The organism is Kitasatospora sp. NPDC048662, assembly GCF_055587065.1.
Genome location: NZ_JBVJHA010000007.1, coordinates 224,160 through 243,592 on the forward strand (window position 1 = coordinate 224,160; position 19,433 = coordinate 243,592).

Annotated in this window: 19 protein-coding genes, 1 tRNA gene and 1 pseudogene; 12 read left to right on the forward strand and 9 right to left on the reverse strand. The window is 72.9% G+C overall.

Annotation, left to right across the window (positions count from 1 at the left end; translation table 11 throughout):
- Positions 1-66: 66 nt before the first annotated feature.
- Positions 67-1,320 carry a hypothetical protein gene (locus ACZ6R9_RS21295; protein WP_465539764.1) on the reverse strand — a complete coding sequence of 418 codons (1,254 nt, stop codon included), beginning with the start codon at positions 1,318-1,320 and terminating at the stop codon, positions 67-69.
- 179 nt (positions 1,321-1,499) lie between these two features.
- On the opposite strand from ACZ6R9_RS21295, the gene ACZ6R9_RS21300 reads away from it, so the two are divergent.
- The 4 genes from ACZ6R9_RS21300 (at position 1,500) to ACZ6R9_RS21315 (ending at position 3,568) form a co-directional block, all read left to right on the forward strand.
- Positions 1,500-1,571 (forward strand) — tRNA-Val (locus tag ACZ6R9_RS21300).
- 106 nt (positions 1,572-1,677) lie between these two features.
- Positions 1,678-2,022, forward strand: a complete 345-nt coding sequence (locus ACZ6R9_RS21305; protein WP_465539609.1) for a hypothetical protein — start codon at positions 1,678-1,680, stop codon at positions 2,020-2,022.
- A gap of 74 nt (positions 2,023-2,096) precedes the next feature.
- Entirely contained in the window at positions 2,097-2,999 is a 903-nt protein-coding gene (locus ACZ6R9_RS21310; protein WP_465539611.1) for a flavoprotein, read from the forward strand.
- Positions 2,996-3,568, forward strand: a complete 573-nt coding sequence (locus ACZ6R9_RS21315) for a class IV adenylate cyclase (RefSeq protein WP_465539613.1) — start codon at positions 2,996-2,998, stop codon at positions 3,566-3,568. The genes ACZ6R9_RS21310 and ACZ6R9_RS21315 overlap by 4 nt, the downstream gene beginning before the upstream one ends.
- A gap of 5 nt (positions 3,569-3,573) precedes the next feature.
- Here ACZ6R9_RS21315 and ACZ6R9_RS21320 read toward each other — a convergent pair whose 3' ends face one another.
- The gene (locus ACZ6R9_RS21320; RefSeq protein WP_465539766.1) at positions 3,574-4,509 is read right to left on the reverse strand and encodes an acyltransferase; all 936 of its coding nucleotides are present in this window, start codon (positions 4,507-4,509) and stop codon (positions 3,574-3,576) included.
- A gap of 292 nt (positions 4,510-4,801) precedes the next feature.
- Between ACZ6R9_RS21320 and ACZ6R9_RS21325 the strand changes: the two genes are divergently transcribed.
- On the forward strand, positions 4,802-6,367 hold the full coding sequence (locus ACZ6R9_RS21325; RefSeq protein ID WP_380481505.1) for an APC family permease: 1,566 nt from the start codon (positions 4,802-4,804) through the stop codon (positions 6,365-6,367).
- A 71-nt stretch (positions 6,368-6,438) separates the two neighbouring features.
- Here the strand turns inward: ACZ6R9_RS21325 and ACZ6R9_RS21330 are convergent, their stop codons facing one another.
- The gene (locus tag ACZ6R9_RS21330) at positions 6,439-7,089 is read right to left on the reverse strand and encodes an NAD(P)-dependent oxidoreductase (RefSeq protein ID WP_380481503.1); all 651 of its coding nucleotides are present in this window, start codon (positions 7,087-7,089) and stop codon (positions 6,439-6,441) included.
- 313 nt (positions 7,090-7,402) lie between these two features.
- On the opposite strand from ACZ6R9_RS21330, the gene ACZ6R9_RS21335 reads away from it, so the two are divergent.
- Positions 7,403-8,218, forward strand: coding sequence for a S1 family peptidase (locus ACZ6R9_RS21335; protein WP_465539615.1), 816 nt, complete (start codon positions 7,403-7,405; stop codon positions 8,216-8,218).
- Between the two features lie 65 nt (positions 8,219-8,283).
- On the opposite strand, the gene ACZ6R9_RS21340 is transcribed toward ACZ6R9_RS21335, so the two are convergent.
- Positions 8,284-9,702, reverse strand: coding sequence for an aldehyde dehydrogenase family protein (locus ACZ6R9_RS21340; protein ID WP_465539617.1), 1,419 nt, complete (start codon positions 9,700-9,702; stop codon positions 8,284-8,286).
- 65 nt (positions 9,703-9,767) lie between these two features.
- On the opposite strand from ACZ6R9_RS21340, the gene ACZ6R9_RS21345 reads away from it, so the two are divergent.
- Positions 9,768-10,448, forward strand: a complete 681-nt coding sequence (locus ACZ6R9_RS21345) for a TetR/AcrR family transcriptional regulator (protein WP_465539619.1) — start codon at positions 9,768-9,770, stop codon at positions 10,446-10,448.
- Positions 10,449-10,528: 80 nt separating this feature from the next.
- Here the strand turns inward: ACZ6R9_RS21345 and ACZ6R9_RS21350 are convergent.
- Positions 10,529-10,699, reverse strand: a pseudogene (locus ACZ6R9_RS21350) (epimerase); the annotation flags it as partial.
- 50 nt (positions 10,700-10,749) lie between these two features.
- On the opposite strand from ACZ6R9_RS21350, the gene ACZ6R9_RS21355 reads away from it, so the two are divergent.
- The 3 genes from ACZ6R9_RS21355 to ACZ6R9_RS21365 all read left to right on the forward strand — a co-directional run bounded on the left by ACZ6R9_RS21355 (position 10,750) and on the right by ACZ6R9_RS21365 (position 13,568).
- The gene (locus tag ACZ6R9_RS21355; protein ID WP_380481495.1) at positions 10,750-11,346 is read left to right on the forward strand and encodes a TetR/AcrR family transcriptional regulator; all 597 of its coding nucleotides are present in this window, start codon (positions 10,750-10,752) and stop codon (positions 11,344-11,346) included.
- Positions 11,346-12,986, forward strand: a complete 1,641-nt coding sequence (locus tag ACZ6R9_RS21360) for an isovaleryl-CoA dehydrogenase (RefSeq protein ID WP_465539621.1) — start codon at positions 11,346-11,348, stop codon at positions 12,984-12,986. The genes ACZ6R9_RS21355 and ACZ6R9_RS21360 overlap by 1 nt, the downstream gene beginning before the upstream one ends.
- Before the next feature lie 96 nt (positions 12,987-13,082).
- Positions 13,083-13,568, forward strand: coding sequence for a hypothetical protein (locus ACZ6R9_RS21365; protein WP_380481491.1), 486 nt, complete (start codon positions 13,083-13,085; stop codon positions 13,566-13,568).
- Here ACZ6R9_RS21365 and ACZ6R9_RS21370 read toward each other — a convergent pair.
- Positions 13,537-13,773, reverse strand: a complete 237-nt coding sequence (locus ACZ6R9_RS21370; RefSeq protein ID WP_380481489.1) for a DUF2277 domain-containing protein — start codon at positions 13,771-13,773, stop codon at positions 13,537-13,539. The genes ACZ6R9_RS21365 and ACZ6R9_RS21370 overlap by 32 nt on opposite strands.
- Before the next feature lie 264 nt (positions 13,774-14,037).
- On the opposite strand from ACZ6R9_RS21370, the gene ACZ6R9_RS21375 reads away from it, so the two are divergent.
- A complete protein-coding gene (locus ACZ6R9_RS21375; RefSeq protein ID WP_380481487.1) occupies positions 14,038-14,961 on the forward strand; it encodes an SDR family oxidoreductase in 924 nt (307 codons plus the stop codon).
- A 1-nt stretch (position 14,962) separates the two neighbouring features.
- On the opposite strand, the gene ACZ6R9_RS21380 is transcribed toward ACZ6R9_RS21375, so the two are convergent.
- A complete protein-coding gene (locus ACZ6R9_RS21380) occupies positions 14,963-15,622 on the reverse strand; it encodes a 4'-phosphopantetheinyl transferase family protein (RefSeq protein WP_380481486.1) in 660 nt (219 codons plus the stop codon).
- 167 nt (positions 15,623-15,789) lie between these two features.
- Here ACZ6R9_RS21380 and ACZ6R9_RS21385 point away from each other — a divergent pair, with 167 nt between their 5' ends.
- Positions 15,790-17,139, forward strand: a complete 1,350-nt coding sequence (locus ACZ6R9_RS21385) for a choice-of-anchor A family protein (protein ID WP_465539624.1) — start codon at positions 15,790-15,792, stop codon at positions 17,137-17,139.
- Between the two features lie 73 nt (positions 17,140-17,212).
- Here ACZ6R9_RS21385 and kynU read toward each other — a convergent pair whose 3' ends face one another.
- Both kynU and ACZ6R9_RS21395 read right to left on the reverse strand, forming a co-directional pair.
- Positions 17,213-18,442, reverse strand: a complete 1,230-nt coding sequence (gene kynU / locus ACZ6R9_RS21390; protein WP_465539768.1) for a kynureninase — start codon at positions 18,440-18,442, stop codon at positions 17,213-17,215.
- A gap of 17 nt (positions 18,443-18,459) precedes the next feature.
- Positions 18,460-19,287 carry a tryptophan 2,3-dioxygenase gene (locus ACZ6R9_RS21395; protein ID WP_465539626.1) on the reverse strand — a complete coding sequence of 276 codons (828 nt, stop codon included), beginning with the start codon at positions 19,285-19,287 and terminating at the stop codon, positions 18,460-18,462.
- Between the last annotated feature and the right edge of the window lie 146 nt (positions 19,288-19,433).

Consider the following 19,433-nt stretch of genomic DNA (forward strand, 5'->3'; position numbering starts at 1 on the left):
TTCGCCGGCCGCCGCTTCGCCGGCCGCCCATGCGTCCGCCCGCCCGGCTGCCGGTCCGGCGTTCGCTCAGTGGCCGCGGATCATCGTGACCACCTCGGCCGCCGTCTCCCGCACCGCCGCCAGCTCGGTCAGGAACTGCCAGTAGTCGGGGTGCCGGCCGGCCTGCTCCAGCGAGGCGACCGCGCGGTCCAGACGGGCCACCGCCGCGTCCAGCGGGCCGGCGTGCCGGGGGTCCGGCGCCTGGCGGCCGGCCATCGCCAGCCGCTGGGCGTCGCGCAGCGCGAAGCGGGCCCGTTCGATCTCGCGCTGCGGATCGTGCTGCACCTCGTTCAGCTGCCGCAGCCGCTCGTTGACTGCCGTCACCGAGCCCTCGGCGGTCTCCAGCAGCGCCCGCACGGTGCCGATCGCCGTCGTGGCGTCCGCCCAGCGCTGGTCGCCCCGGGCCCGCACCGCGTCGGTCAGCCGCGACCTGGCCGTCCGCACCGCGTCCGCGGTCTGCGCCGAGACGTTCTGCAGGTCCTGCCAGCAGGCCATCGAGAACCGCCGCCGCAACTCGCTCAGTGCGGGCTCCACCGTGCCCGCCCGGTTCTCCAGCGCGTCGATCCTGGTCCGCAGGGTGCCCACCCGACGGTCGATCTCGCCGGCCCGCTCGGGCAGCTTCGCCGCCTCCGCCCGCACCTCCTCCGCCCGCCGCACCACGTCCTCCGCGCGCTGCAGCGTGGCCGGCACGCCGTGCTGCGAGACGCCCTGGTTCAGCCTGGTCAGCTCCGGCGCGAGCTCGGCCAGCCGGGCCGCCAGATCGTCCGCCTTCAACCCCGTGTCCCGGGCCTGATCCAGCGCGACACTCGCGGCCAGCAGCGCCTGCTTGGCCCGCTCCACCGCCGGCGTCACCCGGATCAGCTGCGCCTCGGCGTGCTCCACCAGCGGCTGCAGGCGGCTGACGAAGGTGCCCAGCTCGGCACGCTTGGAGTCCAGCTCACGCTTGGCCTGCTCCAACTGTTGCTTGGCCCGGAACGCCGCCGAGGGGTCCAGCTCGGCCGCCTCCAGGTCCACCGCGTCCAGCGCCCCCAGGTACGCCACCGTCACCTGGTCGATCCGGGCCACCAGCTCCGCGTACTCCTGCTCCACCCGGCGGGAGGTGGCCGGCTCGCCCGCCGACTTCACCGTCTCCACTGCGAGCAGCGCGTCCCGCTGCGCCGAATCCAGCTCGTAGAACGACTCCTGCGCCGCCTCCCGGGCCGCCCTGGCGTCCGCGCGCGCGCCGTCCCGCCGGCCGCCGCCCCACCAGCCGCCCCGACCCCCGCCACCGCCGCCGGCCACCCTCACCACGTGCTCCCTGCTCCGTCCCGTCCCGCCACTCCACCGCCATTCTTCCCGATCACCCACCCCGCCGGGCACCCCCCGACGACACCCCCTCCCCCCAGGGGCGGCGAACCACTCCCGGGACCAGGTAGTCTGTCCATTCGTCGTGCGACCGGCCCACCGGTCCACGTCGATGCGGGCGCATAGCTCAGCGGTAGAGCGCCGCCCTTACAAGGCGGATGTCGGCGGTTCGAAACCGTCTGCGCCCACTCCGAAAGTTGCAGGTCAGAGGCCCTTCCACCCACCCGGTGGAGGGGCCTTCGGCGTTGCGGCACGGGTCGGGCCACGGCGGCGGGCCCACCAGGGAGGGTACGAATGGTGAGCGAGTTCCTCATGGACGCGGACGAGCGGATGCTGGAGTTCTTCTCCGAGATCGCCGACGTCCTCCAGACCTTCGGCATCACCAGGGCCGAGGCCGTGGCCCGGGTGAACCACGCCTGGGGAAACGAGAACTTCGACCCCTACCCCGACCTGATGTGCCACGAGGAACCCGAGTACTGGGCCCACGGCATGTACTACGACGACGGCAAGGGCCAGGGCGGGCTGGTGCCGTACTGGGAGCAGAGCCCCGACCGCAGCACCTGGCAGATCGTCCCGCCACCGCCCGCCGACTCCCCGGCCTGGACGCTGCCCCGGCCCCAAGCTGCTCACCGGCGCTGACACCCGCCCCGGCGGTTCCCCAGCAGTGGCGGCGGGGATTGCGGGGGTGGGTGGCGGGCCGGTTGCATGGGGGGATGGAGAGTGGTGGGGCCGGGCGGCCGGTGGTGTATCTGTTCGGGGCGGCGGCGGGGGCGGTGTTCGGGCTCCCTGACGTGGTGCGGGACGCGCGGGGGCGGGGCTGGGAGGTGGCGGTCGGGCTGACGCCGGCGGCGCGGGGGTGGATGGAGGCGCAGCTGCCGGGGCTGGAGGAGCTGACCGGGTATCCGGTGAAGTCGGCGTACCGGTGGCCGGGGCAGCCGGATGTGCTGCCGGTGCCGGACGTGGTGCTGTTCGCTCCGGCGACGTTCAACTCGTTCAACAGTCTGGCGCTCGGTCTCACCACTTCCTGGGTGGTCGGCTGTGCGGCCGAGGCGCTCGGCAAGGGCATCCCGGTGGTGGTGATGCCGTGTGTGAATACGGCCCTCGCCGCGCACCCGCAGTTCGCCCGCAGCGTGGCGACCCTGCGTGAGGCGGGCGTGCACGTCCTGCTCGGCGAGGACGGTTTCGTGCCGAACGAGCCGGGCACCGGCGACGCCCGCCCGTTCCCGTGGGAGGCCGCGCTGCGGGCGGTGGACCGGGTGCTGGGCGGGCCGGAGGAACGCCGTGCGGAGTGGGCGGCCCTGGCGGAGCACTGGGGTCCGGCGTGGGACCACGGCTGGCTGGGGACGTCGATGGGCGACCTGCTGCGCCTGGCCCTCGCCGAGCCCGGGTTGGCCGAGCTGTGGCCGTGTACGTCGATGAACCAGCTGCGCCTGTCGAGGAGCCGGGACTTCCGCGACGCCGGCAGCGAATCGTTCCCGGCCGTCGCCGCCTGGCGGGGCGGCTACCGGGTCCTGGCCGCGCCGGCCTGGGAGGGGGCCGAGACGGTGCTGGAGACGACCGACCCGGCGGAGGCGCTGGCGTGCCTGCTGGGGTTGCTGGACCGGCCGGGCCGATGACGATCGAGGCGGAGCTGAAGGCCCGGGTGCGGGAGCCGGACGGGCAGGTGGGGCGGTTGACGGCCCGGGCGGGCGCGCCGGGGCGGGCCGAGGTGTACCGGGACGTGTACTTCGACCGGCCGGGTGGGGAGCTGACGGCGGGCGGGGCCGAGTTGCGGGTGCGGACGGTGACGGGGGCGGCCGGGACGCGGACGGTGCTGACGTACAAGGGTGCGGCGGTGGACGAGGCGTCGGGGTCGAAGCCGGAGACCGAGACGGTGGTGGCCGATCCGGTGGCGTTGCGGGCGATCCTGCGCGGCAGCGGGCTGGTGGAGACGATCGCGTTCGAGAAGCGGTGCTGGAACTGGGAGCTGACCGAGGACGGCCGCCCGCTGCTGGCCACGGTGGTGGAGGTGCCGGAGCTGGCCGGGGTGTTCCTGGAGGTGGAGACCCCGGCGGCGGACGCGGCGGAGCTGCCGTCCGCGCTGGCGGCCGTCCGCCGTGCGCTGCGCCGGCTCGGTGTCGCGGACGCGGACCTGACCACCGAGCTGTACACGGACGCCGTGGCCAGGACGAGAAACCAGGCCTGACACCTTCACAGCAGCTTGCGTGGGCCGACGGAAGGAAGGAGGTCGGAGGCGTCGCGGTAGGGGTGGAGGAGATCGTGCGCGCCGCGGAGCCTGGCGCTGAGGCGGGTGGGGAGGACGAGGGTCCAGAGCAGGCCTTCGCCGCCGGGGCCCTCGACCAGCCAGGAGCTCCAGGGGAGTTGGAGGGTGGCGGCGGGGCTGAAGGCGATCGGGCGGTGGCCGGCCAGGGGGAGCTGGTGCAGGCCGAGGCGGCACCAGCTGGAGATGGTGAGGGCGCGGCGGGCGGGGTCGAAGCCGGCGGGGACGCAGTCGGTGATCCGCTCACGGCCGATGCGTTGCAGGAAGCGCTGGTTGCTGCGCAGCGAGAGGTGCCGTGCGGTGAACTCCTCGACGGCGGTGCGCAGTTCGGCGGCGTACTGGGCGGGGGTGGTGCCGGGGCGCCAGGGCAGACGGATCTCGCCGAGCAGGTTGCCGAGGGCGCCGGTGCCGTCGGCGAGGCGGGTGGGCCGGACGGTGAGCAGTGGCAGGCGGGTCTGCCGGGCTTCGGCGGCGCGGACGTGGTCGACCAGGCCGCTCGCGGGCAGTGCCGTCCGGTCGAAGGCCTCGGTGAGGGGATGGGGGGAGTCGGCGACGGTGAAGGGGACGCCGGAGTCGTCGGTGTCGATCCAGAGCTCGCCGTCGGGGGTGGTGCGCAGGCGCCCGGCGAATTCGGGGAGCCGGGCGAGGGCGAGGCCGGTGGTGAGGGCGTCGGCGTCGAGCGGCCGGTCGTGGAAGAGGACGACGGAGACGGGGAGGTCGGCGAGCAGCAGGTCGCCGACGGAGCAGCGGAGGGGCCCTGGTCGGGGCGGCCGGCCCGGACGGTGCGGATTTCGGTGTCGGACGTCGGTGCGCCGGTCATACCGGTCCCCTCCCCGGAGTGACGGGGGAACCCTGGGGGCCCGCAGGCGGGGGAACCAGAGGTGTCCGAACGGTCGCTGACGCGTCGTCCGGGAGGCCGGTTCCGATCCCGGGGAGGTATGTGGCGTTTCTCATACTGATGCCCGAAAGGGCCGAAACGGGGTGAGGTGCGGTTTTCGTCCCGGGTTCATACGCCGTTCGCAGGGCTGAAACGAAGGCGAATTGCGCTAGGGGATCATGCAATCAACGGAAACTGAGCCTATCATCGGATGAAACGCAGGCGAACGACGGGCTTCTGCCGTGGTCTGCTACGGAAATAGTCGGAGTTACGGTTCCCGCATGGTTCAGCTCCACAATCGCCCGCGGGCCGGCGCCGACGGCGTCGCCGGGTCGGACGCTTCGCACGGTGTCCGCTCCAAGGGCCTCAACAGCAACTCGGTGGGCCTGCTGGGCAACGCCGTGATCGGCGTGTCCACGGTCGCCCCGGTGTACTGCCTGACGACGACGCTGGGCACCACCGTGGCCGCCGTCGGCCTGCAGATGCCGGCCCTCTTCCTGGCCGGCTTCCTGCCGATGATGCTGGTGGCCTTCGCCTATCGGGAGCTGAACAAAGCGATCCCCGACAGCGGCACCTCCTTCACCTGGACGGTGAAGGCGTTCGGCCCGAAGATCGGCTGGATGTGCGGCTGGGGCCTGGTGATCGCCACGATCATCGTGCTGTCCAACCTCGCGGGCGTCGCCACCGAGTACCTGTACCTGCTGCTCGGCGAGATCACCCGCAGCGACTCGGTCGCCGCGCTCAACGACAACAAGCTGGTGCACGTGGTCACCTGCCTGGGTCTGATCGCGATCGCGACGATGATCAGCTACCGCGGCATGACCGCCACCAAGGGTGTCCAATACGCCCTGGTGGGCCTTCAACTCCTCGTCCTCGGCCTGTTCGGCGTGATGGCGGTCGTCAAGGCCACCGGCAACGGCGCTGCCGGGTCGCTGCACTTCTCCTGGAGCTGGCTCAACCCGTTCGCGGCCAGCTCCTTCACCGCGTTCGTGGCCGGCCTGTCGCTGTCGCTGTTCATGTACTGGGGCTGGGACGCCTGTCTGAGCGCCAACGAGGAGACCGGCGGCAGCCACAAGACCCCCGGCCGGGCCGCGATGCTCGCCATGGTGGTGCTGGTCGGCTCCTACCTGTTCACCGCCGTCGCGGTGCAGATGTACGCGGGTGTCGGCACCACCGGCACCGGCCTGGGCAACCCCGAGACCTCCTCCAACGTGCTCGCCGTGCTGGCCGGCCCGGTGATGGGCCCGGTCCTCGGCGTGCTGCTGTTCGTCGCCGTGCTGGCCTCCGCCTCCGCCAGCCTGCAGACCACGTTCATCCCGGTCAGCCGTACCGTGCTGGCGATGAGCGTGTACGAGGCGCTGCCGTCCTCCTTCACCGAGGTCAACGATCGCTACAAGACCCCGGGCCGGGCGATCATCACCGCCGGTGTCGGCACCGGCGCGTTCTACACCGTGATGACCCTGGTCAGCTCGCACGTGCTGGCCGACACCATCGCCGCGCTGACGCTGATGATCTGCTTCTACTACTCGCTGACCGCGTTCGCCTGCGCCTGGTACTTCCGCGGCGACCTGCGGAACTCGGTCCGTGACGCGGTGCTCAAGGTGATCTTCCCGCTGATCGGCGGGCTCACCCTGGCCGCGATCTTCGGCAAGTCGATGGTCGACATGATCGACCCGTCCTACGGCAGCGGCAGCTCCGTGTTCGGCATCGGCAGCGTCTTCGTGGTCGGCGCCGGCCTGCTGGCGGTCGGCCTGGTCGCGATGGCCGTGATGACGCGCCGCAGCCCCGCGTTCTTCCGCGGCGAGGTGCTTACGCGTGACACTCCGGCGCTGGTGATCCCCGACTGAGCCGGCGAGGCAGGTGGGTGCCCCTGTCGTCGCACCCACCTGCGTTCGTCAGCTCGCGCTCCCAAGGCCTCTCAGTAGGCGACGGTGAAGCGCTCGCCGATGTGCTTCGGGTGCTCGATCTCGTCCAGCAGCGCCACCGCGTAGTCCTCGGTGGAGATCCGGCTCTCGCCGTCGGCGCCGATCAGCAGGTCCTCCAGGCCCTCGCGGTAGCTGCCGGTGCGCTCGCCGGGGGTGATGGTGGCTGCGGGGGACAGGCTGGTCCAGCGCAGGTCGGTGACGGTGCGCAGGAAGTCCAGTGCGTCGCCGTGCGCGTGCATGATCTGCAGCAGGAATTCCGGCAGGCCCTCGGTGTCCCACACCTGCTTGCCGTCGGGGGTGCGCAGCGAGCCCGCGCCGCCCACCGCGATCAGTCGCGGCGTGTCGGTGCCCAGCGTGCGCAGGCCCGCCACCAGCGACTTGGCGGACGGGGCGATCAGGGCCTGGTGGCCCGGGCCGTCGCCGCCGCCGACCGCGCTGACCACCACGGCCGACCCCTTGGCGTGCTCGGCCACCGACGCCGGGTCCAGTACGTCCCCGACCGCCACCGTGAGCGCCGGGTGGGAGACCGTCAGCTTTGCCGGGTCGCGGACCACGGCGGTGACGGTGTGGCCGCGGCGCAGCGCCTCGTCCAGTACGCGGGAGCCGATGGTGCCGGTGGCGCCGTACAGGGTGATGGTGCTCATGGGGGTGTCTCCTCTGCCGTTTTCCGTCTGCTGTTCGACCGTACGGCGGGGCTTGGCCGGTCGGCGAGGTGCCGGGCCGACAGGTCGTGGTGAAAAACGGACACCGGGGGGCGCTGGTCGAAGGTGGGGAGGCGAGGGCGGCGAGGGGGGCTCCCCCGGGCGGGCTGCTGTCGTGGAAAGCCTTTGCTGGAGGGTGAGTTGATGCCTCCTTGCGGGAAATCCGGGCGTGTGACGGCTCTTGACATAGTGTCATGGGCGCGCCAATTTAGGGGAACCCCAGTGGGACCCCCACATCCCTGAGAGGCACACCCCCATGAAGAAGCCGCTCATCGGCGCGCTCGGCACCGTCCTGCTCGCCGGGACCGCCCTGGTGACCGCCACCCCCGCGTCCGCCGTCACCGTCAACCTGGCCGGGACGGTCGCGCTCAGCAACTGCTCCGGCTCGCTGATCCGGATGCCCAACTCCGTGGACACCGACCCCGGACTGATCCTCACCAACGGCCACTGCCTGGAGACCGGCATGCCGTCCCCCGGCCAGGTGATCACCAACAAGGCGTCCACCCGCAGCTTCACCCTGCTCAGCGGCAGCGGCAGCAGCCTCGGCACGGTGCGCGCCAACCGGGTCGTCTACTCGACGATGACCGACACCGACGTCACCATCTACCGGCTGACCACCAGCTACGCGAGCATCAAGAACACCTACGGGATCTCGCCGCTGACCATGTCCAACACCCATCCCGTGGCAGGCAGCGCCATCAAGGTGCCCTCCGGTTACTGGAAGACCATCTACTCCTGCAACGTGGACGGCTTCGCCTACCGCCTCAAGGAGAGCAGCTGGACCTTCAAGGACTCGCTGCGCTACACCTCCGGCTGCAACATCATCGGCGGCACTTCCGGCTCCCCGGTGGTCGACGTCAACACCGGCCAGGTCGTCGCCGTGAACAACACCAGCAACGAGGACGGCCAGACCTGCACGCTCAACAACCCGTGCGAGGTGGACCAGAACGGCGCGGTGACCATACACCCCGGCATCGGCTACGCCCAGGAGACCTACACCATCCCGAACTGCTTCGCCCCCGGCAACGTGCTCGACCTGACTCGGGCAGGCTGCGTGCTGCCCCGCCCGTAGCCGAGCCCACCGCGCGCAGCCACCCGCGAATCCCCTCCGCGGGTGGCTGCGCGCGTTCCGGGCTGCTACAGGAGCCGGCGCAGCAGCCGGGACTTGGCCTCGGTGAACGGCGGGTAGGCGACCCGCAGGGTGTCCAGCGCCAGCGGCTTGGAGAGCACCGCCTTGGTGTGGCTGAACGTCTCCAGCGAGTACCGGCCGTGGTAGCCGCCCTGGCCGCTCTCGCCGACCCCGCCGAACGGCAGCCCGGGGACGGAGAGATGGGCGTTCGGGACGCCGAAGGCCAGCGCCCCCGAGGAGGTCTCGGCGGTCAGCCGGCGCCGGGTGTGCGCGGAGGCGGTGAAGGCGTACAGCGCCAGCGGCTTGTCCCGGGCGGTGATGAACGCGATCGCGGCGTCCAGGTCGGGCACCCGGACGATCGGCAGGACGGGGCCGAAGATCTCCTCGCGCATCACCGGCGCGTCCGGGGCGACGTCGGCCAGCACGGTCGGGGCGAGGTAGCGGGTGGCGCGGTCGTGCTCGCCGCCGGTGACGGTCCGGCCGTCCGCCAGCAGCGCCGTCAGCCGGTCGAAGTGGCGCTCGTTGACGATCCGCCCGTAGTCCGGGCTGCCGGCCGGGTCCTCGCCGTACATCTCCCGGACGGCGGCGGCCAGTTCGGTCTCCAGCGCGGGCGCGGCGTCCCCGATCGCGAGGACGTAGTCGGGGGCGACGCAGGTCTGGCCGGCGTTCATGAACTTGCCCCAGGCGATCCGGCGGGCCGCCGCGGCCAGGTCGGCTCCGGGCTCGACGACCGCCGGGCTCTTGCCGCCCAACTCCAGTGTGACGGGGGTGAGATGGCGGGCGGCGGCGGTCATCACGATCCGGCCGACCGTGCCGTTGCCGGTGTAGAAGATGTGGTCGAAGCGCTGCTCCAGCAGGGCGGTGGTCTCCGGCACGCCGCCCTCGACCACGGCCACGGCCTGCGGGTCGAGGGCGCGCGGCAGCCAGTGCGCGAGCGCCGCCGAGGTGGCCGGGGCGAGCTCGCTGGGCTTGACCACCGCGCAGTTGCCCGCCGCGATCGCACCGACCAGCGGGGTCAGCGCCAGCTGCAGCGGGTAGTTCCACGGGCTGATCACCAGCACCGTGCCCAGCGGCTCGCGCACCGTGCGGGCCCGGGCGGGCGCCAGCGAGAGCGGCACCGGGACCCGGCGCGGGCGCAGCCAGCGGCCGAGGTGGCGCAGGGTGTGGTCGATCTCCTTGACGGTGAGCCCGATCTCGGTGAGGTACGCCTCGGTCGGGCTCTTGCCGAGATCGGCCTTCAGAGCGGCCGCGAACGCTTCCTCCTGCTCGACCAACAGGCCGCGCAGCGCCCGGAGTTGGGCCTTGCGCCAGGCGAGCGGCCTGGTCCGGCCGGTGGCGAAGGTGGCGTTCAGGCGGGCGACGGTCGCGGCCGGGTCGGCCTGATCGGCGGTCTGGGTGGGCGTGGAAACGCCGGTGGGAGCGTTCATGCCGTCGAGCATAAACGAAACGAAGTGTTTTCGTTTCGTTTTGGGTTCACCCGTAGGCTGGGCGCATGACCCGCATCGCACCCTCCGCCACCCCGGACGGCCCGCGCACCTTCCCGCGCCGCGGCCGCCCCCGCGACGCCGCACGCGACCGGGCCATCCTGGACGCCACCCTGGCCGTCCTCGCCGAGAGCGGCTACGGCGCTCTGACCACCGCCGCGGTCGCCGCCCGCGCGGGCGTCTCCACCGCCACCCTCTACCGTCGCTGGTCCTCCAAGGACGAACTGGTGATCGCCGCCGCCACCACCCGCGTCGAGGACGTCTACGCCCAGCCCGACACCGGCACCCTCGAAGGCGACCTGCGGATCCTGCTGCGCGACAAGGCCGCCGCACTCACCGGCGAGGGCGGGCGCCTGATGCAGGCCCTGGTCGGCGAGGCCGCGCAGAACACCGCCCTCGCCGACGCCCTCACCGCCGCCTTCCTGGAGCCCGTGCACCAGCGGGTCGTCGAGGCGGTCCGGCGGGCTGCGGAGCGAGGCGAGATCCCGCCGGTGGTGGAGGTGGATCTGCTCGGTGCGGTGGTGGTCGGCCCGCTGATGAGCCGCTTTCTGCTGATGCCGCGCCCCGACCAGGTGGACGCGGCGACCGCGCAGGCCGTGGCCGACCGCCTGCTTCCGTTCGCGCTGCGTGCGGTCGGCGGGCGGGGGCAGGCGGTGTTCGAAACGGCGGAACGCTCAGCGCCAAGTTGATCAGCGGCAGCAGACTCGGTCCCGCCTCCTCGGCCTCAGGGCCGCTGATCTCCGCCTCTTACTGCCTGGACCAGGTCGGCACGGGTCCGCGGCGTGTTCGATTCCTCCTGCGCCCGCTCCCAGGCCTTGGCGATCTCGACGCTGTAGGCCCAGTACGGCGGGACGCCCGGCTCGGTGCCGCCGAGCAGGCCGGTGGTCTCGTCGTTGGCCGCGTCGAAGCGGTGGGCGTAGAGGGTGGCGGTGCTCATCTCTCCGGTCCGAGTCCTTCCTGAAGCACTGAATCGGTGCTTCAATTCTTTGTGTGGCCTACCGACGCACCGCCGCCGTCCAGGCCCGGCTCGACGGTCAGCGCGAGGCCGTCCTGCGGGCCGCCGTCTCGCTGCTCGCCGAGCGCGGGTATGCCGGGTGCTCGATGGCGGCCGTCGCCGATCGGGCGGGGATCGCCACCGGCAGCATGTATCAGCACTTCGACGGCAAGGCCGATCTCGCCGTCACCCTGTTCCGCACCGTCTGCGGCCGGGAGATCGCCGCCGTCACCGAGGCCGCCGAGCGTGCCGCCGATCCGCTGGACGGCGTCGCCGCGGTGGTCGCCACCTTCGCCGCCCGGGCGCTGAAGTCGCCCCGGCTGGCGTACGCGCTGCTCGCCGAACCGGCCGACCGGGTGGTCGAGGCCGAGCGTCTGGTGTTCCGGCGGGCGTTCCGGGACTTGATCGCCGGCTGCGTGGACCGGGCCGTGGCGAACGGCCAACTCCCGGCCCAGCGTGCCGAACTGACCGCCGCCGCGATCGTCGGCGCGGTCGGTGAGGCGCTGGTCGGGCCGCTCACCGACGGGCAGCCGCCGGAGACCGTACTGCCCGAGCTCGTCACCTTCACCCTGCGCGCCCTGGGAGGGCACTGATGGCAAGCACGCACGAGGTCACCAACCAGGTGCCCGACCCGTTCGGACACGACGTCGCCGAGGACCCGACCATGCTGGCCGCCCTGCACCGGGCCGGCGCCGACTGGGCCACCGGGGAACTCCACGCCCTCGGCCGGCTGGCCGGCACCGAGCAGGCCGCCGACTGGGCCCGGCTCGCCAACGACAACCCGCCGGTGCTGCGCACCCACGACCGCTACGGCCACCGCATCGACGAGGTCGAATTCCACCCGTACTGGCACGAGTTGATGCGCACGGCCGTCGAGCACGGCCTGCACGCCACCCCCTGGCAGGACGAGCGGCCCGGCGCGCACACCGCCCGGGCCGCCAAGTTCTACGTCTGGGGCCAGGTCGAGGCCGGACACACCTGCCCGATCTCGATGACCTACGCCTCCGTGCCGGCCCTGCGCACCAGCCCCGAACTCGCCGCCGCCTACGAGCCGTTGCTGGCCGCCCGGGAGTACGACTTCGGGCTGCGCGAGCCGCACGGCAAGCGCGGGCTGATCGCCGGCATGTCGATGACCGAGAAGCAGGGCGGCTCCGACGTCCGCACCAACACCACCCGCGCCGTCCCGGCCGGCGACGGCACCTACCGGCTCACCGGCCACAAGTGGTTCACCTCCGCCCCCATGTCCGATCTGTTCCTGACGCTCGCCCAGGCGCCCGGCGGACTCTCCTGCTTCGTGCTGCCCCGGGTGCTGCCCGACGGCAGCCGCAACGCGCTGCGCCTGCAACGGCTCAAGGACAAGCTCGGCAACAAGTCCAACGCCTCCTCGGAGATCGAGTACGAGGACGCGGTGGGCTGGCTGGTCGGCGAAGAGGGTCGCGGCGTGCGCACCATCATCGAGATGGTCAACATGACCCGCCTGGACTGCACCATCGGCGCCGCCTCCGCGATGCGCTACGGTGCGCTGCGCGCCCTGCACCACGCGACTCACCGGCACGCGTTCGGCAAGCCGCTGGTCGAACAGCCGCTGATGCGCAACGTCCTCGCCGATCTGATCGTCGAGTCGGAGGCCGCCACCGCGGTCGCCATGCGGCTCGCCGAGGCCACCGATCGCGCGCTGGCCGGCGACGAACAGGAGGCCCGCTTCCGCCGCCTGGGCCTGGCCGTCGCCAAGTACTGGGTGTGCAAGCGCGGCCCCGGGCACGCCGCCGAGGCGCTCGAATGCCTGGGCGGCAACGGCTACGTCGAGGAGTCCGGCATGCCCCGGCTCTACCGGGAGGCCCCGCTGGTGTCGATCTGGGAGGGCTCCGGGAACGTCGCCGCCCTCGACGCGCTGCGGGCGATGGCCCGGCAGCCGGAGTCGGTGGCCGCCGTGCTCGCCGAACTCGACGCCGCGAGCGGACGCGACCGCCACTTCGACACCGCCGTCGCCGAGCTCCGCAAGGACCTCGCCGACCCCGAGCACCTCGAATACCGCACCCGCCACCTGGTCGAACGCCTCGCCCTCACCCTCCAGGCCTCCCTGCTCCTCCGGCACGGCCACCCCGCCGTCGCCGAGGCCTTCACCACCACCCGCCTCGCCGGCCACTCCGGCCTCGCCTACGGCACCCTGCCCACCGGCGTCGACACGGAGGCGATCCTCACCCGCATCCCGTCGCTCCCCACCGGCGCGTAGGGCCGTGCCCTGGTCCGGGGCCCGGCCGGGCCCCGGATAAGCGCTGCTAGCGTGGCGGACGATTTCTTTCCGTGGTTTTGAAGGGTTGCGGCGGCGATGGCCAAGTTTCTGCTGAGTCTGCATCTGGTGGTCGCCGTGCTGGCCGTCGGTCCGGTCGCGGTGGCGGTGAGCATGTTCCCGCGGAAGGCGAAGGCCGCGCTGGTGGCGGGGCCCGAGCAGGCCACGGCGCAGGCCTCGGTGCGGTTGCTGCACCGGATCAGCAACCTCTACGCGCTGATCGGGATCGCGGTGCCGCTGCTGGGCGTCGGTACGGCGCAGGCGATGGGGGTGCTGGGCAATGCCTGGCTGATCACCTCGATCGTGCTGACGGCCGTCGCCGCGGGTGTGCTGCTGCTGTTCGTGCTGCCCGGCCAGCAGGCCACCGTGGACGCGCTGGACGCGACCGAGAACCAGGAGGCGGAGACCACCCGGGCCACCGGCATGCTGAAGATGCTGCCGATGACCGCGGGCCTGTTCAACCTGCTGTGGGTGGTCGTCCTGGTGCTGATGGTCATCCGGCCGGGGTCGACGAACGGGGCGTGACGCCGCGTACCTCCAGCCCGGCCAGCAGTTCGGCGGTGGCGGCCGCGACGGCGGCCACCGCCGCGTCGAACACCTCCCGGTTGTGCGCGGCGGGGGCCCGGAAGCCGGAGATCTTCCGGACGTACTGGAGCGCCGCCGCGTGCACGTCCTCGGGCGTGGCCTCGGGCGTCATCGGCGGGCGGAGCGTCTTGATGCTTCGGCACATGCCTCCAGTCTGCTCCGCCCCACCGACACTCAGCGGGGGAGTTGCCGCGGCGGCGCCCAGCAGCCGCTTGGGGTGCGGATCCGGCGTGCCGTCTCTCGTCGCCGCGTCCGGGGTGCACGCGGGACTCCTGGAGGTGCTGCGGCGGATGTGAGTGCGGGGCCGGCCGGGGGTACGCGTGAACTCCTGGATGCGCCAAGCCCGTTGTGTCAGTGGCGGGTGCGAGAGTGGTGGCGGCCACCGTTGTCGCACCGCAGGGAGTAGCCCATGACGTCCTCGCATCCTTCGCTCACCGGAAAGGTCGCCCTGATCGCGGGCGGTACCCGTGGCGCCGGCCGCGCCATCGCCGTGCAGCTCGGTGCCGCCGGGGCGACGGTGTACGTCACCGGCCGCAGCGCGCAGGGGCAGCGTTCGGAGTACGACCGGCCCGAGACGCTGGAGGAGACCGCCGCGCTGGTCGACCAGGCCGGCGGGACGGGTGTCGCGGTGCGGGTCGATCACAGCGACCCGGCGCAGGTCGCGGCGCTCGCCGCCCGGCTGGAGGAGGAGCAGGGCCGGCTCGACGTGCTGGTCAACGACATCTGGGGCGGCGAGGGCAGTTTCGCCTGGGACTCCCCGCTGTGGGAGGACGACCTCGACCGCGGCCTGAAGCTGCTGCACCGCGCCGTCGACACGCACCTCATCACCAGCCACCACCTGCTGCCGCTGCTGCTGCGCCGCCCCGGCGGGCTGGTGGTGGAGATGACCGACGGCACCGCCGAGTACAACGCGACGCGCTACCGGGTGTCCCTCTTCTACGACCTGGCCAAGGCGTCGGTGCTGCGGATGGCCTTCGCGCTCGGCCACGAACTCGGCCCGCGCGGGGCGACGGCGGTGGCGGTGACGCCCGGGTGGATGCGCTCGGAGATCATGCTGGAGCACTTCGGCGTCACCGAGGAGACGTGGCGCCGGGCCGTCGAGCAGGAGCCGCAGTTCGCGATCTCCGAGTCCCCGGCGTACGTGGGTCGCGGCATCGCGCACCTGGCCGCCGACCCGGAGCGGGCGCGGTGGAACGGCCGGTCCACCTCCAGCGGCGAGCTGGCCCGGCACTACGGCTTCACCGACCTCGACGGCAGCCGCCCCGACTCCTGGGCGCTGCTGGTGGACGCCGAGAAGCCGGGTGCCGCGCCGAACCCGGAGGACTATCGGTAGGTCACAGCGTGCCCAGCGTCGGCGGCAGGGTGGCGGCCGCCGTGAACATCGCCTGTTCGGTGGTGAGTTCGAGGTAGTGCAGGTCGCCGTGCCGGTGCTGGACGGGCGGGTCGAGGGGGAGTGCGGACAGGTCGAGCTCGGGCAGGCTGTCGAGGGTGGCCCGCCCGAGCTTGATCAGCGCCTCCTTGCGCACCCATTGGCGCAGGAACGCCCGGGTCGGGTCGGGGTGCCGGGCGACGAGTTCGGCCTCGGCGGGCGTGAGCACGTGCCGCAGGGTGGCCGGGTCGGTGGTGCGCGGGCCGAGGTGTTCGACGTCCACGCCGATCGGGACGGGGCCGGCCGCGGCGGCGATGATCCCGCCGGTGTGGGACAGGCTCAGGTGGGTGCCGGGGCGGTCGGTGAGCAGCGGCCGGCCGTGCCCGGTGCGGCCGCAGCCGGGGCACTGCTGGCCGAAGGCGATCTCGGCGGGGTCGATGCCGAGGTGCGCGGCCGCGCAGTAGCGGACCAGCAGGTGGGCGGCGAGGTAGTCGTCGCGGTCGGCCTGGCGGCGGAAGCGGTCGGCGCGTTCGCGTTCGACGTCGGTGAGCAGCCGCTCGTCGGCGTCCGGCCGGGCGAGGACGTCGGCAGTGGTGGCGAGCAGGGCGAGCGGGTGGTTCGACACGGGTCTCCTTGTCCGGGCGGGCGCTGTCATTGGTGCACCAGCAACTTAGTCCGTTCGAGCGATCTTTCGGTGTGTCAGTTGTCAGGCGGCCGAATCTCGCCCGTAGGCGCCACTTGGCTGGCGACGGTCTGCTGCCTGCTGACCCACCGTCAACGAAAGGGGTGTCCGTGCGACACGGCGCTCGTCCCAGGAACCGACTGCTCCGGTACGCGGCGGTGACGGCGCTCGTCGCCACCCCGCTGGTCACCCTGGCCCCGACCGGGCAGGCGGACCCACTCGCCCCGCCGCTCGGCCCGTGCGTCGGCGACTGCCCGAACCCGTTCCCGCCGGTGCACAACGGGCCCGCCGCCGGTACCGACAGCACGGTCAACATCTTCGTCGGCGGCAGCTACCGGGTGGAGGGCCGCTCCGCCGAGGCCGAGGGGAAGATCGTCACGGTCAAGGACCTCACGGTCGACAAGGACGGCGGCGGCCTGTTCAACATGGGCGTGGTCGGCGTCGGCTCCCAGGTCGCGCCGCCGCCCGGCACCGACCATGTGACGGTCGGCGGCGCGGTGGACGTCGTCGCCGGCAACCGGGTGCAGCTCGGCGGCGGCGACCCGGCCCGCTGGGGCAACCTGGCCTACGGCACCACCGAGAGCGGCACCCTGGAGTTCTCCGGCCCCGGCGCGGCCCGCCGGGACCCGGCGGCGATCGACCCGTTCCGCGGCCTGACCACCGTCGTCGAGGACCACTCGGCGTGCATGGCCGAGCAGACCGCCACCGGCGAGCTGACCGTCACCGGCAATCTGTACACCTTCACCGGCGACGGCCACAGCATGCGCCAGGTCTTCCACGTGAACCGGAACATCGGCAGCGCCACGGCCGCCGCCGACCTGGTGTTCGCGGGCATCCCGACCGGCGCGACGGTGATCGTCAACATGCTCGGCCCGGACCCGGTGCTGATCCGCACCAACACCGGCAGCGGCATCCCCGGCGACCAGCTCACCGACCTGCAGCCACTGCTGATGTGGAACTTCCCCACCTCCACCGACGCGACCATCACCGGCGGCGCCCAGTTCCAGGGCTCGGTCATGGCGGGCAACCCGGCGGGCACCGTCACGCTGTCCAGCCCGGGCACCAACGGCCGCGTGTACCTGGCCGGCAACCTGGTGCAGGGCGGCACCGCCGGGACGGAGCTGCACGCCTACCCGTTCAACGGCGACCTGCCGACCTGCGGCCAGAGCCCCAGCCCCTCGCCCTCGCCGAGCGAGTCGGAGAGCCCCTCGCCCTCACCCGGCGAATCCGAGAGCCCGAGCCCGTCGCCGTCCAGGAGCGAGCGCCCCTCGCCCTCGGAGAGCGTCGAGCCCTCGCACGGCGAACGCCCCGTACCCGGGCCGAGCCACCGGCCCGAAGGCCCGCTGGCGAACACCGGCAGCGGCGCGGCCGGCCCGATCGCCGGCGCCGCGGCCGTGCTGCTGGGCCTCGGCACCGCGGTGGCCGTGCTGGCACGCCGCAGCCGCGGCCGTCGTCACTGACGCCCCGCGCCCGACCCGCCGAACGGCCGGAGCCCCCCGCCGGGCCCGGCCGTTCGGCCTGCCGGAGGCCACCTCAGGTGACTTCGCCGCCCCGGGCGAACCGCTCCTCGCGCCACTCCCCGGAGGCCAGCACCTCGCGCAGCGCCGCCGCCGCGTCGTACACCTCCGCCCGGGACAGGTACAGCGGGGTGAAGCCGAAACGCATCAGGTCGGGCGCCCGGAAGTCGCCGATCACGCCACGGGCGATCAGCGCCTGGACGATCCGGTAGCCCTCCGGGTGCCGCAGCGCCACCTGGCTGCCGCGCCGCTCGTGCTGCCGGGGCGTCACCGCCGTCACGTCCAGATCCGCCGTCAGGTCGAGGAACAGGTCGGAGAGCTCCAGGCTCTTGGCGCGCACCAGCGCCGGGTCGGCCAGCTCCCACACGTCCAGCGAGGACTCCAGCGCGGCCAGACCCAGCACCGGCGGCGTCCCGGTGAGGAACTGGGTGATGCCCTCGGCGGGCCGGTAGCCCGGCTCGAAGTCGAACTGCCGGGCGTGGCCGAACCAGCCGGTCAGCGGCTGCCGGGCGGCCGGGTGGTGACGCTCGGCCGCGTACAGGAACGCGGGCGCGCCCGGCCCGCCGTTCAGGTACTTGTAGCCGCAGCCCACCGCGAAGTCCACGCCCGCCGCGTCCAGCCGGATCGGCAGCGCCCCGGCGGTGTGGCACAGGTCCCAGACGGCGAGCGCCCCGGCGCGGTGGATCCGCTCGGTGACGGCCGCCATGTCCAGCAGCTCGCCGGTGCGGTAGTCGACGTGCGACAGCAGCACCACCGCGGTGTCCGCGTCGAGCACGGCGTCCAGCTGCGCCGCCGAGTCCACCAGCACCGGCCGGGCGCCCGGGTACAGCCCGCTCAGGCCGTCCGCGATGTACAGGTCGGTGGGGAACGCGTGCCGCTCGGCGACCAGCGCGCCGCGCCCGGGGCGCAGCCGCAGCGCCGCCCCGAGCACCTTGAACAGGTTGACCGAGGTCGAGTCGCAGACCACCACCTGCCCGGCCGCCGCGCCCAGCAGGTGCGCGCCGAGCCGGTCGCCCAGTCGCCCGGGCTGGTGGAACCACCCGGCGTCGTTCCAGGACCGGATCAGGCCGGTGCCCCACTCCTCGGCCACCACCTTCGCCAGGTGGCCGGGCGTGCGGCGGGGCAGCGCGCCGAGCGAGTTGCCGTCCAGGTAGAGCACGCCCTCGGGGAGCTCGAAGTGCTCGCGCAGCGGGTGCAGCGGGTCGGCGGCGTCGCGGGCCGCGCACTCCTCGCGGGTGGGCTTCACGGCGTCATGGGTGAGAGTCACAGTTCGTTCCTGACGGACCACAGTTCGGGGAAGACGTCCTGGTCGGCGGCGGTCTTGAGCCAGCTCAGGCCGCTGGAGCCGCCGGTGCCGGGCTTGCCGCCCATGGTGCGCTTGACGCAGGAGTAGTGGCGCTGGCGCCAGCGGGTGACCCGCTCGGCGGTGTCGAGCAGCGCCTCGCCGAGGCGGGCCAGGTCGGCCAGCGCCGGGTCGGTGTAGACGGTCCGCCAGGCGGCCTCGACGGCGTCGTCGTGCTCGTGCCGGGCAGCGGTCGGGCCGACGGGTATCTCCAGGCCGCGCCGGGACAGCACGGCCAGCGCCTCGTCGTACAGGCTGGGGGTGCGCAGCTCGGTGAACAGCTCGTCGTACTCGGCGGGGGAGTCCTGGTACATGGTCAGCAGGCGCTCGCTCCGGTTGCCGAGCAGGAACTCCAGCAGCAGGAACATCGAGGACTGGAAACCGGACGCCTCGCCGAGCACCGGCCGGAACGCGTTGAACTCGGCGGGCGTCATGGTGGCCAGCAGGTCCCAGGAGGAGACCAGTACGTCCTGCACGTGGTGCCCGCGGCGCAGCGCGTCGCCCGCGGCGCTCAGGTCGTCCTCGCGCAGCGCGGCGCGGGCGCCGGTCCACTCGCGGTGCAGCAGGTCGAACAGCAGCTCCATCACCTGGGTGGTGACGATGAACGTGTACTCCGAGGGCTCCGGGCTGAGCGGGTGCTGGAGCGCGTGCAGCTCGGCCAGGTGCACGTACCGGGCGTACGGGGTGGATGTGCCGCTGTCCTGGTCGCCGTCGAAGGTCAGGTGGGGCCGGTGGGTCTGCCCGGTCATGGCCGGTACCTCCTGGTTCCGCCCGCTCCGGGGTGCGGCGGGCGCCACCATTGTGCGGCGCGGCGGCCTGCTCTTGAATGGGCGTTGTAGCCCGGTTGGCGGCAAAGGCCTGCCGTTCGCAAGGTGCTGCGCCCCGATCGCCTGAC